Source organism: Streptomyces sp. NPDC017056 (assembly GCF_044332485.1).
GTDB lineage: Bacteria > Actinomycetota > Actinomycetes > Streptomycetales > Streptomycetaceae > Streptomyces.
This window is the reverse complement of the sequence record NZ_JBIRPD010000023.1, coordinates 30,299-43,393: the sequence shown is the minus strand read 5'-3', so window position 1 is coordinate 43,393 and position 13,095 is coordinate 30,299. Positions and strand designations below refer to the sequence as shown.

Here is a 13,095-nt window from a genome sequence, read left to right as displayed (position 1 = left end):
GCCGCACCGGCACACCGCCACTGGGAGCCAGGTCCAGCACCTGCGGCACGGGGACGACGGAAAGGTTTCGTCCGATCGGCAGGTGCGACCCGGGTGGGGCCCGGTTGCTCAGTAGACAACGGCTTTCGGTCGATCCGCAGCCAGCGGGTCCCAGGTCGGCCCGAAGGGCGCCGGGCCCCGATCCGCACCGCGTGCGGAGCCCCGCCTGCCGCCGCCGTACCACGGACGCGGCTCCCCGTACCTTCCGCCACCCCCGCTCCGCCGCCGCGGCGCACCGTTGTACGGTCTGCACACCACCGCACGACCTGCAAGGAAGGCCGCGACCGTGCCATCGGGCTCCGACACCCCCCAACCAGCCGTTCCCGGGCGCGGTCGCCGGTTCGCGGCGCTGGTGCGCCGTGCGGCGCCGCGCACGGCGCTCGCCGTAGTGAGCGGCCTCGCGCTCGCGCTGGCCTTCCCTCCGTACGACCTGTGGCCGCTGTCGCTCGCGGCCGTCGCCGCCCTCGGTCTGCTGACCCGCGCCCGGACGGCCCGTCAGGGCGCCTGGACGGGCTTCGCCTTCGGTCTGCCGTTCTTCTTCCTCCTGCTCAAGTGGCTCCATGTCGTCGGCTGGGACGCGGTGTTCGGGCTGGCGGTGATCCAGGCGCTGTACCTGGCCCTGCTCGGGGCCGGCCTCGCGGTCGTCTCGCGCCTGAAGTTCTGGCCGCTGTGGGGCGCCTGCCTGTGGATCGCGGAGGAGTGGGCCCGTGACCGCGCGCCCTTCGGCGGCTTCCCCTGGGGGCGGCTCGCTTTCGCCAACACCGGTTCGCCCTTCACCCCGCTCGCGGCCCTCGGCGGCGCCCCGCTGGTGACCTTCGCCGTCGCCCTCGCCGGCTCGCTGCTGGCGGCGGCGGCCGTCGTCCTGTGGAGGCTGCGTGGTCCCGGGCGGTCCGCGAAGGCGGTGCTGCCCGCCGTCGAAGCCGTCGGCCTGGCCGCAGCGGTCACGGTGGCCGGCCTCCTGGTCCCGGTGCACACCGGCGCGGACGAGCACACGAACATCGCCATCGTGCAGGGCAACGTGCAGCGGCCCGGCATGGACTTCCTCGGCCGTCCGATGCAGATCCTGGACAATCACGCCACGGCGACGGAGAAGCTGGCCGCCGACGTGAAGGCGGGCAAGGCCGAGAAGCCCGACCTGGTCATCTGGCCGGAGAACGCCTCCGACCTGGACCCGTTCCGCTACCCGCAGGCGTACGACCGCATCGACGAGGCGGTCAAGGCGATCGGCGTGCCCGTCCTGGTCGGCGCCCTCGTCGACCACCCGGACAAGCCGGGCTACGTCTTCAACCAGGGCATCGTCTGGGACCCGGTGAAGGGCCCCGGCGCCTCGTACACCAAGCAGCACCCGGTGCCGTTCGGCGAGTACGTGCCGTTCCGGGAGCAGCTGAGCAAGATCATCACACGTTTCCAGCGGGTGCCGCGCGACTTCTACCCCGGCGACCACACCGGCGTCCTCGACGTCGGCCCCGCCCGGCTCGGCGACGTCATCTGCTTCGAGGTCGCCTACGACGAGATCGTGCACGACACCGTGAACGCGGGCGCCCGCGCCCTCGTCGTCCAGACCAACAACGCCACCTACGGCCGCACCGGACAGCCCGAGCAGCAACTGGCCATGTCCAAGCTGCGCGCCGTGGAACACGGCCGTGCCGTCGTCACGGCGGCCACCAGCGGGATCAGCGCGGTGGTGGCCCCGGACGGTACGGTCACTCACAAGATCCCGGAGTTCACCCAAGGGGTGCTGGAGGCGAGCCTCCCTCTGCGTGATGAAAAAACCGTGGCCGACCGCGTCGGTGCCATTCCCGAGTGGGTGCTCGCTATCGTGGGACTTCTGTCCTGCGTCGCCGCGACAGTCATTGGCCGGCGCGGGCGTACGAAGGACGAGAAGGGGCAGCAGTGACAGACGGCGGTCAGCGGAAGTACGGTCCGCTCGGCACCACTTTGGTGATCATTCCGACCTACAACGAGGCGGAGAACATCAAGCCGATCGTCTCGCGGGTACGGTCCGCCGTGCCGGAGGCGCACATCCTCGTCGCGGACGACAACAGCCCCGACGGCACGGGAAAGATCGCCGACGAACTCGCGGCGGTGGACGACCACGTCCAGGTGCTGCACCGCAAGGGCAAGGAAGGGCTCGGCGCCGCCTACCTGGCGGGCTTCAAGTGGGGCATCGAGCACGGCTTCGGCGTCCTGGTGGAGATGGACGCCGACGGCTCCCACCGGCCCGAGGAGCTGCCGCGGCTGCTCACCGCCCTCAAGGGCGCCGACCTCGTGCTCGGCTCGCGCTGGGTCCCCGGCGGCCGGGTGGTGAACTGGCCCAAGCACCGCGAGTACCTCTCCCGCGGCGGCAGCACGTACTGCCGGGCCATGCTGGACGTGCCGCTGCGCGACGTGACCGGCGGCTACCGGGCCTTCCGCAAGGAGACCCTGGAAGGGCTCGGCCTGGACGAGGTCGCCTCACAGGGCTACTGCTTCCAGGTCGACCTGGCCCGCCGTGCCGTCGAGAGCGGCTTCCACGTCGTCGAGGTGCCGATCACCTTCGTCGAGCGCGAGCGCGGCGACAGCAAGATGAGCAAGGACATCGTCGTGGAGGCCCTGTGGCGGGTCACCGGCTGGGGCGTCGGCTCCCGGGTCAACAAGCTCCGCGGCCGCTGAGCCGTAGCCGCGCGGGATAGGCCGGTCGGGCGGAGTCCTCTCGGCCCGGCCGGTCATCATCGGCCGGGCCGAGTTTTGCGGTCGCATGATCGGGAAACTCGCGCCATATGGTGCAAATCGGCTACACGATGATGACTGAGCAAGCCGGCCCGCGTGATCTCGTCGACCACGTCGTCCGTGCCGAGGAAACCGGGTTCGACTTCTCGGTGACCTCCGACCACTACGCGCCCTGGCTGGAGTCCCAGGGCCACGCCCCGTACGCGTGGAGCGTCCTGGGAGCCGCGGCGCAGGCCACCTCCCGCATCCCGCTGATGACGTACGTGACCTGCCCGACGGTGCGCTACCACCCGGCGGTCGTCGCGCAGAAGGCCGCGACCCTGCAACTGCTCTCCGGCGGCCGCTTCCGGCTCGGTCTGGGCTCGGGCGAGAACCTCAACGAACACGTCGTGGGGCGCGGCTGGCCGGGCAAGAGCACCCGGCACGAGATGTTCACCGAGGCGCTGGAGATCATCCGGGCGCTCTTCGACGGCGACACCGTCACCTACCACGGCAACCACTTCGACGTGGACGCCGCCAAGCTCTGGGACCTGCCCGACCAGGCCCCGCCGATCGGCGTGGCCGTTTCGGGGGAGCGGTCCTGCGAGATCGCCGGCCGCCTCGCCGACCTGGTCATCGCGACCGAGCCGAAGAGCGAGCTGATCACCTCCTTCGAGAAGCACGGCGGCGCCGGCAAGCCGCGGGTGGGCCAGCTGCCCATCTGCTACGACCCCGACCGGGACGCCGCCGTACGGCGCGCCCACGACCAGTTCCGCTGGTTCGCGGGCGGCTGGAAGGTCAACTCCGAGCTGCCGGACCCGGCCGGGTTCGCCGGGGCCACCCAGTTCGTGCGCGAGGAGGACGTGGCCGGGACGATTCCCTGCGGGAACAACGTGGACGACTTCGTCGAGGCGGTGCGCCCGTACGCGGAAGCCGGTTTCACGGAGATCGCCGTCGTCCAGGTCGGCGGCGACCACCAGCGGGAGTTCTTCGACTGGGCCGAGAAGAAGCTGCTGCCCGCGCTGCGCGAGCTCTGAGCGGGCCGGAAAGCCCCGAGCGAGCCGGGAGCCCCGCCGGACGGTGTCCGCGGGGCTCCCGGGCCGTACGAGGGGCGTGCGCCGCCCGGCGGGCCCGCATCAGTCGGCGGGCTCGTCCGGGGTCGGCTCCTCGGCCTGCGTGTCGTGGTCGTGCGCCGCCCCGCGGCGGCCCGTGCCGGAAACATCGGTGTCGGGGACATCCGTGTGCTCCTCGCGGTCGTCACCGTCGTCGGGGGTGCGGCCCTCCCACGGATCCGGCGCGCCCCGCGGGTCGGCCTGCTGGTCCGGCAGGTCCCGGGGAATGGCGCTGCCGCCCTGCTCCGGCGTCTCGCTGCGCTTGTCCATCGCGTTCGACCTCCTGGTACGGGGAAGGGGAATGGTGTCCGGTACGGGTGCCCGACGGACGGGCCCGCATGCGTTCCGCATGATCAGCAGTACGGGAGAAGGGGAGACAGCGGTGACGTCCAGGGAACTCGCCATGGTGCTGGACTGCGCGGACCGGGAGGCGCTCGCCGCCTTCTGGGCCCAGGTCCTCGGCTACCGGATCACGCGCGAGACACCGCCGTACATCGCCCTGACCGACCCGGCGGGGCGCGATCCCGAGCTGCTCCTCCAGCAGGTGCCGGAGCCCAAGCAGGGCAAGAACCGGATGCACGTCGATCTGCGGGTGCCCGCGATGGAGCCGGAGCTGAGCCGGGTGGTGGGCCTCGGCGCGCGGGTGCTGCGCGGGCCGTTCGACGACGAGGGCTGCCTGACGACGGTGCTCGCCGACCCCGAGGGCAACGAGTTCTGCCTGATCGTCTTCAGCAGCACGTGAGGCGGCCCCGGGGCCCACCCGCGGGCGTGCCGGGCGCGCGGCGCCAGGCACACTTGAGACATGACGTTCGCAGCCACGCCATCGCCCCAGTCCCGCCCGCCCAAGCGCTCGCGGGCCCGCCGGTTCGTCCCGTTGGGCATCGCCGCCTGGCTGGTGCTCGAAATCTGGCTGCTGACGCTGGTCGCCGACGCGGCGGGCGGCCTGACGGTGCTTCTGCTGCTGATCGCCGGCGCCGTCGCGGGCGGCTACGTGATCAAGCGGGCCGGGCGCCGGGCGTGGAAGAACCTCACGGAGAGCATGCAGGCGGCCGGAGGCGCCACGGCGTCGGCGGAGCCGCGGGAGCGGAAGCCGTCGGGCAGCGGCAACACCCTGCCCATGCTCGGCGGGCTGCTGCTGATGTTCCCTGGCCTGGCCTCCGACGTCGCCGGGCTGCTCTGCCTCTTCCCGCCCACCCGCAAGCTGCTCCACCGCCGCGCTGAGCGCTTCCTGACCCGCCGGGCGCGCTATGCGCCGGGATCGCTGGGCGACGCCTTCCAGCAGGCCCGTATGCACCAGCCGGACGGCAAGGTCGTCCAGGGCGAGGTCGTCCGCGAGGACGAGCGGCCGGCGCCGCGCCGCGAGGACCCGCCCCTGCCGCGCTGAGGCCCGGTACACCGCCGCGGACCTGCGGAAGATTCCGCAGGTCGCGCGTGACCCGGCCCACACCGGCAGGGCCGGGAAAGGGTACGGAAACGGGCCGGGGCCACTGCGTGATGCAGTGGCCCCGGCCCGATCGCGCGTCCGTTCGTCAGGCGGACTTGCGACTGTTGTTGTTGTCGCGCGGGTGCACGGCAATGTTCATGGTGCCGGAGCGCAGGACGGCCAGCCGTTCGGCCAGCACCTCCTCCAGCTCCTCGCGGGTGCGCCGCTCCATGAGCATGTCCCAGTGCGTACGCGCGGGCTTGCCCTTCTTTTCCTCAGGGCCATCGCCATCCACCAGGAGGGCTTGTGCACCACATACCTTGCACTCCCACTCTGACGGAATCTCGGCCTCTACCGAGAACGGCATCTCAAAGCGATGTCCGTTCTCGCATGCGTACTCCACCGCCTGGCGCGGGGCCAGGTCGATGCCGCGGTCGGTCTCGTAGCTGGTCACCACAAGTCGCGTGCCGCGAAGAGCTCGCTCACTCATGAATCGTGCCTCCCGGGCTTTGTCGCCCACAGGACAGGTGTCGCTGTCGTCGTCATCCGGTCAACGTCCGGTCGGCGGTGAAGATTCCCGTCACCGGGACCCGTGCCCACCCGTCGCCCACCACCGCCCAAGATGGAGGCGCTGGCGCTGCTGCCTTCCTTCGTGCCGCCCCTTGTTGTACCCACCAGTGCCCGGTTTGTCACATCTGGCAGCAGATGTCACCCAGCGCTTTCGGTAGTTCAGCGCGCAGTAACGGTCCGCCTGGTGAGCCAAAGGCGTACACTACCGGCCCACCGGCCCCATCCCTAAATCCGGGGCGCCATCGGCGGGACCACCGGGGTCTGCTAACGGCTCGTCAGGGGCCCGGAAGCCTCACTGCGAGGGCCAGGAGTCCCGGGCGGCCAGTACCTTCCGCAGGGCGCCGATGTCGTCGGTCATGATCCCGTCGACTCCGAGATCGAGCAGCGCCGCCATCCGCCGCGGGTCGTTGACCGTCCACACGTGCACCTGTAGACCCCACGCGTGCGCCGCCCGGATCAGCAGCGGGTCCACCACGCGCACCCCGGACTGCCGCTCCGGGACCTGGACGCAGACCGCGTTGCGCCGGACCGCGGCCCCCATCAGCCGGTCCAGCGGCACGCCCCGGCCGTACGAGCGCACCCGCAGCCCCAGGACCCCGCGCGTGCCGAGCGACGTCGCCAGCCGCGGACCGGCCAGCCGCTGCGCCCGCGCCACCCTGGCCTCCGAGAACGAGCCGACGCACACCCGGTCCCAGGCCCCCGTGCGGCGCAGCAGGTCCAGCGTCGGCCTGAGCGCGGCCTCCGCCTTGATGTCGACGTTCCAGCGGGCCTGCGGGAACTCCTCCAGCAGCTCTTCGAACAGCGGCAGCGGCTCCCGCCCCGCCACCCGCGCCTGCCGGACGGCCTGCCAGGGAAGGCGCCCGATCGCCCCGCCCGTGTCCGTGACCCGGTCCAGCGTCGCGTCGTGGAACGCGACGAGCCGGCCGTCCGACGTGGCGTGCACGTCGGTCTCCAGGTAGCGGTAGCCGAGCGCCACCGCCCGCCGGAAGGCCGCGGCGGTGTTCTCCAGCCCGTCCGCCGCGCCGCCCCGGTGGGCGAAGGCGAGCGGGCCCGGGTGGTCGAGATAGGGGTGGCGTACGGGAAAGCCGCGGGAGGTCAACTGCTGGGAGCGCATTGGCCAGAGGATATACAGGCCGGGTGGCCGCCCCGTCGGCAACCGGCCATGCGCCACCGGTCACGCGGGGCGACGGCCCGTCGCTCCGCGCGCATCAGCGCAGGGTCTCTCCGGACAGGTCGAGTATCAGCTCGGCCGCGGTCTCCAGCTGGGAGAGATCGTGCCGCGGGCTCTCCTCCGGCGGTACGGGCCCGGCGTAGCTCGACAGGAAGGTGTCGAGAACGACGTAGGCGACACCCAGCTCCGCCAGCGCCTCCAGGTCCGCGCGGACCTGGTCGACCGTCCCGTGCCCCGGGAGGCGGGTCTCCGACTCCACCGGCCGCTCCGTGAGGTGCAGGGCGATCCGGGGCGCCACCGCCGGCGTCGGGCGGCCGGCCGCCTCGGCCGCGGCCTCCAGGACGGGCAGCCGCTCGCGGATCGCGTCCGCGCCCAGCGTGTACGGGTGCCAGGCGTCGCCGAAGCGCGCGGCCCGGCGCAGCGCGGCGTCGCTGAGGCCGCCGACCCAGACCGGCGGGTGCGGGTCCCGTACGGGGGCGGGGCCCGTGGTGATGCCGGAGTACTCGGCGTGCTCGCCGCTGAACGAGACCTCCGGCTGCGTCCAGTGCTCCTTGATGCAGGTCAGGTACTCGTCGGTGATCCGGCCGCGGGCCGCGAAGTCGATGCCGAGCGCCGCGTACTCCTGCTCGGACCAGCCGATGCCCACGCCGAACACGAGCCGGCCGCCGCTGAAGCGGTCCAGATTGGCGGTCACGCGGGCGGTCTGCAGCGGGTGGCGGTACGGGAGCACCACCACCGTGGTGCCCAGCTCGATGGTGCTGGTGCGGCCCGCGAGCCAGGCCAGCGTGGTGAACGGGTCGTAGAAGGGCGGCGGGAAGGCGCCGGCGACCTCCCGCGGCAGCGTCACGTGGTCGGAGATCATCGCCAGGTGGTACCCCAGCTCCTCGGCGCCGCGCACCCACGTCTCGATGCCTTCGGGGGTGGTGCCCGCCCCGTAGTTGAGGATGTTGATCCCGACCTTCACAGTCCGCTCCCTCGGTTGGTGCTCCCCGCCAACCGGCCAGCCGGACATAAAAAAGACCAGGTCAGAGGGGGTGTTGGCGAGGCGAGCGTAACAGTTGGCGGGATCGGCGAAGGGCGCGTACCGCGATAAAAGGGCATAAGCGGAAGGGAGTTGGACCGGGGAGCGGCGGGTGCGCCCCGGTCAGCGGTCGACCGCCGCGGGGGCGTCGGCGGCCGGGGCGGGGGGGGGGGGGGGGGGGGGGGGGGGGCGCCCCCCCCCCCCCCCCCCCCGCCACGGTCGCCGATCTCGAAGAAGCGCAGCGAGAACTGGGCCAGCGGCCCGATGGCCAGCGCGTAGATCACGGTGCCAGCGCCCACCGAGCCGCCCAGCAGGAAGCCGACGGCGAGCACGGTGACCTCGATGCAGGTCCGCACGAGGCGCAGCGGCCGGCCCGTACGCCGGTGCAGGCCGGTCATCAGGCCGTCGCGCGGGCCGGGGCCGAAGCGCGCCGAGATGTAGAGCCCCGTCGCCAGGCCGTTGAGGAGGATGGCGCCGGCCAGTAGCGGGATGCGGGCGCCAAGGGAAGAGATCTCCGGTACGACGGCGAGCGTCGCGTCCATCACGAGGCCGAGGAGCACGACGTTGGAGACCGTCCCCAGGCCGGGGCGCTGCCGCAGCGGAATCCACAGCAGCAGGATCAGCGCTCCGGAGACGATCGTCACCGTGCCGATCGTCAGGCCCGTGTGCCGGGAGATGCCCTGGTTGAGGACGCTCCACGGCTCCAGACCGAGGCTCGCGCGCAGTTGCAGGCCCATGCTGAGGCCGTACAGGACCAGCCCCGCGTAGAGGTGGACGAGCCGGCGCGGCAGCCGCCGTCCCCGAGCCCCGGGGGTGTCTGCCGTACGGCCGCCGGTGCCGCCCTCCGTGGGACGGTCGGCGCCACCTTCCGTACGGCGCTCGTCCGCGCTCCCCGCCGTACCGGACCTACGCGTGCTGAACAAAACCTTCCCCCTCCTGGCATGATTGGACTGGCGCGTGTCACTCTGTGGCCCGGACTTGATCTCTTTCCATGGCCAATTCCAGAAAGGTGGACTGCTTCAATGGCGCAGTGGACTTCGGCAGTAGGGGCGTCACAGCTCGCCAGGCTGCTCCGGTCGCAGGACACCCGGGACGCCGTGCCACCGGCCGGCGGCCGCCGCGTCCCCGCCTACCGCGGCCTCGCCGACGGCGTACGGCTCCTCGTCCTCGAAGGCCGCGTGCCCGTCGCCGCCCGCCTCCCCGCGGAACGCGAACTGGCCGCCGCGCTCTCCGTGAGCCGCACCACCGTCGCCGCGGCCTACGAGGCGCTGCGCGCCGAAGGCTTCCTGGAATCCCGCCGCGGATCGGGCAGCTGGACGGCCGTACCCGCCGGGAACCCCCTGCCCACCCGCGGCCTGGAACCGCTGCCGCCGGAGGCCGCAGGGTCCATGATCGACCTCGGCTGCGCCGCCCTCCCGGCCCCCGAGCCCTGGCTCACCCGCGGCGTACAGGGCGCCATGGAACACCTGCCGCTGTACGCCCACACCCACGGCGACTACCCGGCCGGCCTGCCCGCCCTGCGCCAGGCCCTGGCCGACCGCTACACCGCCCGCGGCATCCCCACCATGCCCGAACAGATCATGGTCACCACCGGAGCCATGGGCGCGGTCGCCGCCATCTGCCGCCTGATCACCCGGCCCGGCGAACGGGTCGCGGTGGACTCCCCGTCCTACGCCAACATCCTCCAGCTCATGCGCGACGCGGGCGCCCGGCTGGTTCCCGTCGCCCTCGCCGACCGGCTCGCCGGCTGGGACATCCCCGCCTGGCGTCAGGTCCTGCGGGACGCCGCGCCCCGCATGGCGTACGTCGTCGCCGACTTCCACAACCCGACCGGCACCCTCGCCACCGAGGACCAGCGCCGTCGGCTGGTGGACGCCGCCCGGGCGGCCGGCACGGTCGTGGTCGCCGACGAGACCATGAGCGAACTCAACCTGGACGGCGTCGACCTGCCCCGCCCCGTCTGCGCCTTCGACCCGGCGGGCAGCGCCGTCATCACGGTCGGCTCCGTCAGCAAGGCGTTCTGGGCCGGCATGCGCATCGGATGGGTGCGGGCCGCTCCCGACATCATCCGCAGCCTCATCGCCGCCCGCGCCTACGCCGACCTGGGCTCGCCGGTCCTCGAACAGCTCGCCATCACCTCGCTGCTGGAGAGCGACGGCTGGGAACAGGCCGTGGAGGTGCGCCGCGACCAGGCGCGCGAGAACCGCGACGCCATCGTCGCCGCGCTCCGGCGCCACCTGCCCGACTGGGAATTCAGCGTGCCCGGCGGCGGCCTCACCCTGTGGGCGAGGACCGGCGGGCTCTCCGGTTCACGGATCGCGGAGGCGGGGGAGCGGCTCGGCGTACGGGTGCCCTCCGGGCCCCGCTTCGGCGTCGACGGCGCGTTCGAGGGGTTCGTCCGGCTGCCGTTCACGGTCAGCGGGGCCGTCGCCGACGAGGCCGCTTCCCGGCTGGCCGCCGCGGCCCGCCTGGTCGCGACCGGGGCCGCGGCCGGCGAGGTCGAGACGCCGTACAGCTTCGTGGCCTGACGGGCCGGTGCCCGGCGCGTGGCCTGACGCGCCGGTGCCCGGCGCCGGGCACCGGCCCTGGGTCATCCGCGCCGCACGCTACCGGGCCCGGCCGGTGTCAGGCGGCGGGGGAGCACCGGTAGAGCGACCCGGTGGCCGTCCGTTCGGCCGCCGAGGCTGCCGGGCCGCCGTACGCCTTCGGGGGCACCTCGGTGCAGTGCGACCGCACCCAGGCGCTGATCTTCTCCGTCTCCGACACGGGCGCAGGCCCCTTGTTGCCGCCGTCGTTCGGCTTCGGGACCGTGAGCATCGCGTAGCGCAGCTCCCCGGACGCCACCATCCTCTGATACTCGGCGAGGGTGACGGACGGAGCCGAGCCGGTGAGGCCACCGAGAGGCAGGATGGGCAGCCCGGTCGCGGCGATGGCCGAGGCCCGGGCCCAGCCGCCGTCCGCGGAGAAGGTGTACTCGGCCCCGCCGTTGTGCTGCCGGACGTAGTCGATGATGCGCTTCTGCAGGGGCGTCAGTGCTTTCGGGGTGTGGTCGGCCGACGATTGGGACTGGCCGCCGACGACCCTGCTGACCGGTGCCGTGCCCCGGGGCGGCCCCGTGCCCTTGTCCTCGGGGCCGCGCGGTCCCGCGTTGGCGTCGAATGCCGTTCCCGCGAACCGCGGGTTGAAGACGGACAGCGACCAGACGGCCGGGGCCGCGAACATCGCCAGACAGCCGGCGGCCGCCCCGGCGAGACCGATGTGCCGCAGCCGTACCCGCCCGCGCAACACCAACGCCGCGAGGCCGACGAGCGCGGCCGCGATGATCAGAGGCAGCAACCACGGTGTGAAATAGGGGTATTGGGAGGCAATGTAAGCCGACCATGCGGCTTGCAGGGCGACGGTCACGGGAAGCGCGTGGGCCCAGCGGCCGTCGCGCGTGCGGTAGGCACGCCACATCGCCAGGGTCCCGGCCGCCGACAGCGCCGCGAGGGCGGGGGCGAGTGTCGCCACGTACGCGGTGTGCGGCACCGAGGCGAAGCTCAGCGCCACCGCCACGGTCAGCAGCCAGGCACCCCACATCACATAGCCACCGCGCCCCACGTCGGTACGCGGCCGCTTCCGGTGCCTGAGCAGTCCGAACGCGAGAGACGCCAGCGCCAGGGGATAGAGCCAGCCGATCTGCGCCAGCAGACGCAGGTCGAACAGCTTGTGCCAGACGTTCCCCCAAGGCCCCATGTTCAGGCGCTTGCCCTGGCCGCCTTGCGGGGGAGTGCGGCCCTTCTTGCCGGAACCGTCACCGCCCTGGCGCTGCCCCGAGTCGCCCTGCCCCGAGCCGGCGGTGGCACCGCCTTGACCACCGGTGTTCCCCTTCTGGCCGCCGGAGCCGCCCGACGTGATGCCTGGTCCGTTGCCCTGGTCGATGCGGTCGAAGCCGTTGTATCCGAAGACCATCGAGAAGGCACTGTTGTTGGCCGACCCGTCCACGTAGGGGCGCGAGTCCTTCGGCGTGAACGTCACCATCAGCACCCACGAGAGGGACACCGCGCCCATCACCACCCCCGCGGTCAGCAGATGGAGGAGCCGCCTGCGCAGCGTGACCGGTGCGGCGATGAGGTAGCCCAGGGCCAGGGCCGGCGCGATGAGCCACGCCTGCATCATCTTGGCCTGGAAGCCCAGCCCCACCCACACGCCGGCGAGGAGCAGACGCGACAGCCACCCCGTCGTCACGGCCCGCTGGTACTGGTCCGCTGCCAGCACCAGGCACATCACCAACGCGGCGTCCAGGATGGCGTGGGCGAACATCGACGCGGCGATCGGGGTGAGCGTCAGCAGGCCGGCCGCGAACAGCCCCGCCGCCGCTCCCCGCCAGCGCCGCACCACCCGGTACATGACCAGGACGCTGACGACCCCTTCGACGCACTGCGGCAGGGTCAGCGACCAGTCGTGGAAGCCGAAGATCCGTGCGGATATCGCCTGCGGCCACAGGAAGCCGCCGATCTTGTCAAGGGTGACGGTCGCCCCGGGGTCGTAGGCGGTGAACAAGAACGCCTTCCAGCTCTCCGTCATGCTGCGGGCGGCGACGGAGTAGTAAGGGGCCAGACCGCTGGAGGTGATGTTCCAGGCGTACAAGAGGGCGGCGAGCGCGGCGATACCGAGCAGCGCGGGCCTGGCCCACCGGGGCTGGTCCGCCGGCGACCGCCAGAACTGCCACCGGGGGCGCGCCGGGGCGCCGGGCGCCGTGGCGCTGCGGGACGCCGACGACACCGGGGCGGAGGAAGAGGGGGGAGGAGGAGACGACGCTGACATGACTGAGGCAGCTCCCTGATCGCAGGGGTTGTCGGTGAGAGGGCCGACGCGATGACGGTCGTCGCCCGGCCGGGCACGGGCGGCGCGCCGCCACAGCGTGGCTCGGTAAGGACCAAAATCACCGTGCGGTGCAGATACTGGGCCCCGCGCATTGGGCGAGGCAAGAGGGGCGGAAGTCCATAACGGGTTCAGCCGTGGTCCCGGCGGGCCGCAGACGACGGGAAGTCGCCATTCCGGAAGGGGACGGAACCACCGCAGGCCCGGA

General features: G+C 72.6%; 11 protein-coding genes and 1 pseudogene. 6 read left to right on the top strand and 6 right to left on the bottom strand.

The window, feature by feature from the left end; translation table 11 throughout:
• Positions 1-325 precede the first annotated feature (325 nt).
• The 3 genes from lnt (at position 326) to ACH4OW_RS32515 (ending at position 3,764) form a co-directional block, all read left to right on the top strand.
• Positions 326-1,936, top strand: coding sequence for an apolipoprotein N-acyltransferase (gene lnt / locus ACH4OW_RS32525; protein ID WP_398031448.1), 1,611 nt, complete (start codon positions 326-328; stop codon positions 1,934-1,936).
• Complete coding sequence (locus tag ACH4OW_RS32520; RefSeq protein WP_360131983.1) at positions 1,933-2,691, top strand: polyprenol monophosphomannose synthase; 759 nt, start codon at positions 1,933-1,935, stop codon at positions 2,689-2,691. Before lnt ends, ACH4OW_RS32520 begins: the two co-directional genes overlap by 4 nt.
• A 107-nt stretch (positions 2,692-2,798) precedes the next feature.
• A complete protein-coding gene (locus tag ACH4OW_RS32515) occupies positions 2,799-3,764 on the top strand; it encodes an LLM class F420-dependent oxidoreductase (RefSeq protein ID WP_360131986.1) in 966 nt (321 codons plus the stop codon).
• Positions 3,765-3,863: 99 nt separating this feature from the next.
• Here ACH4OW_RS32515 and ACH4OW_RS32510 read toward each other — a convergent pair whose 3' ends face one another.
• Positions 3,864-4,109 (bottom strand): hypothetical protein, encoded by a 246-nt coding sequence (locus tag ACH4OW_RS32510; RefSeq protein WP_360131989.1) that lies wholly within the window; start codon positions 4,107-4,109, stop codon positions 3,864-3,866.
• Positions 4,110-4,221: 112 nt separating this feature from the next.
• On the opposite strand from ACH4OW_RS32510, the gene ACH4OW_RS32505 reads away from it, so the two are divergent.
• Entirely contained in the window at positions 4,222-4,581 is a 360-nt protein-coding gene (locus ACH4OW_RS32505) for a VOC family protein (protein ID WP_398031445.1), read from the top strand.
• A 60-nt stretch (positions 4,582-4,641) separates the two neighbouring features.
• On the top strand, positions 4,642-5,223 hold the full coding sequence (gene fxsA / locus ACH4OW_RS32500; protein ID WP_360131992.1) for an FxsA family membrane protein: 582 nt from the start codon (positions 4,642-4,644) through the stop codon (positions 5,221-5,223).
• A gap of 145 nt (positions 5,224-5,368) precedes the next feature.
• Here fxsA and ACH4OW_RS32495 read toward each other — a convergent pair whose 3' ends face one another.
• The 4 genes and pseudogenes from ACH4OW_RS32495 to ACH4OW_RS32480 all read right to left on the bottom strand — a co-directional run.
• The gene (locus ACH4OW_RS32495; RefSeq protein ID WP_360131994.1) at positions 5,369-5,752 is read right to left on the bottom strand and encodes an RNA polymerase-binding protein RbpA; all 384 of its coding nucleotides are present in this window, start codon (positions 5,750-5,752) and stop codon (positions 5,369-5,371) included.
• Positions 5,753-6,124: 372 nt separating this feature from the next.
• Positions 6,125-6,946: a glycerophosphodiester phosphodiesterase gene (locus ACH4OW_RS32490; protein ID WP_398031443.1), complete on the bottom strand. Its 822-nt coding sequence runs from the start codon at positions 6,944-6,946 to the stop codon at positions 6,125-6,127.
• Between the two features lie 94 nt (positions 6,947-7,040).
• Positions 7,041-7,967 carry an LLM class F420-dependent oxidoreductase gene (locus ACH4OW_RS32485; RefSeq protein WP_360131999.1) on the bottom strand — a complete coding sequence of 309 codons (927 nt, stop codon included), beginning with the start codon at positions 7,965-7,967 and terminating at the stop codon, positions 7,041-7,043.
• 263 nt (positions 7,968-8,230) lie between these two features.
• A pseudogene (locus tag ACH4OW_RS32480) lies at positions 8,231-8,761 on the bottom strand (YitT family protein); the annotation flags it as partial.
• Positions 8,762-9,046: 285 nt separating this feature from the next.
• Here ACH4OW_RS32480 and ACH4OW_RS32475 point away from each other — a divergent pair.
• A complete protein-coding gene (locus ACH4OW_RS32475) occupies positions 9,047-10,552 on the top strand; it encodes a PLP-dependent aminotransferase family protein (protein ID WP_360132002.1) in 1,506 nt (501 codons plus the stop codon).
• Positions 10,553-10,649: 97 nt separating this feature from the next.
• Here the strand turns inward: ACH4OW_RS32475 and ACH4OW_RS32470 are convergent, their stop codons facing one another.
• Complete coding sequence (locus ACH4OW_RS32470) at positions 10,650-12,788, bottom strand: ArnT family glycosyltransferase (RefSeq protein WP_398031440.1); 2,139 nt, start codon at positions 12,786-12,788, stop codon at positions 10,650-10,652.
• Between the last annotated feature and the right edge of the window lie 307 nt (positions 12,789-13,095).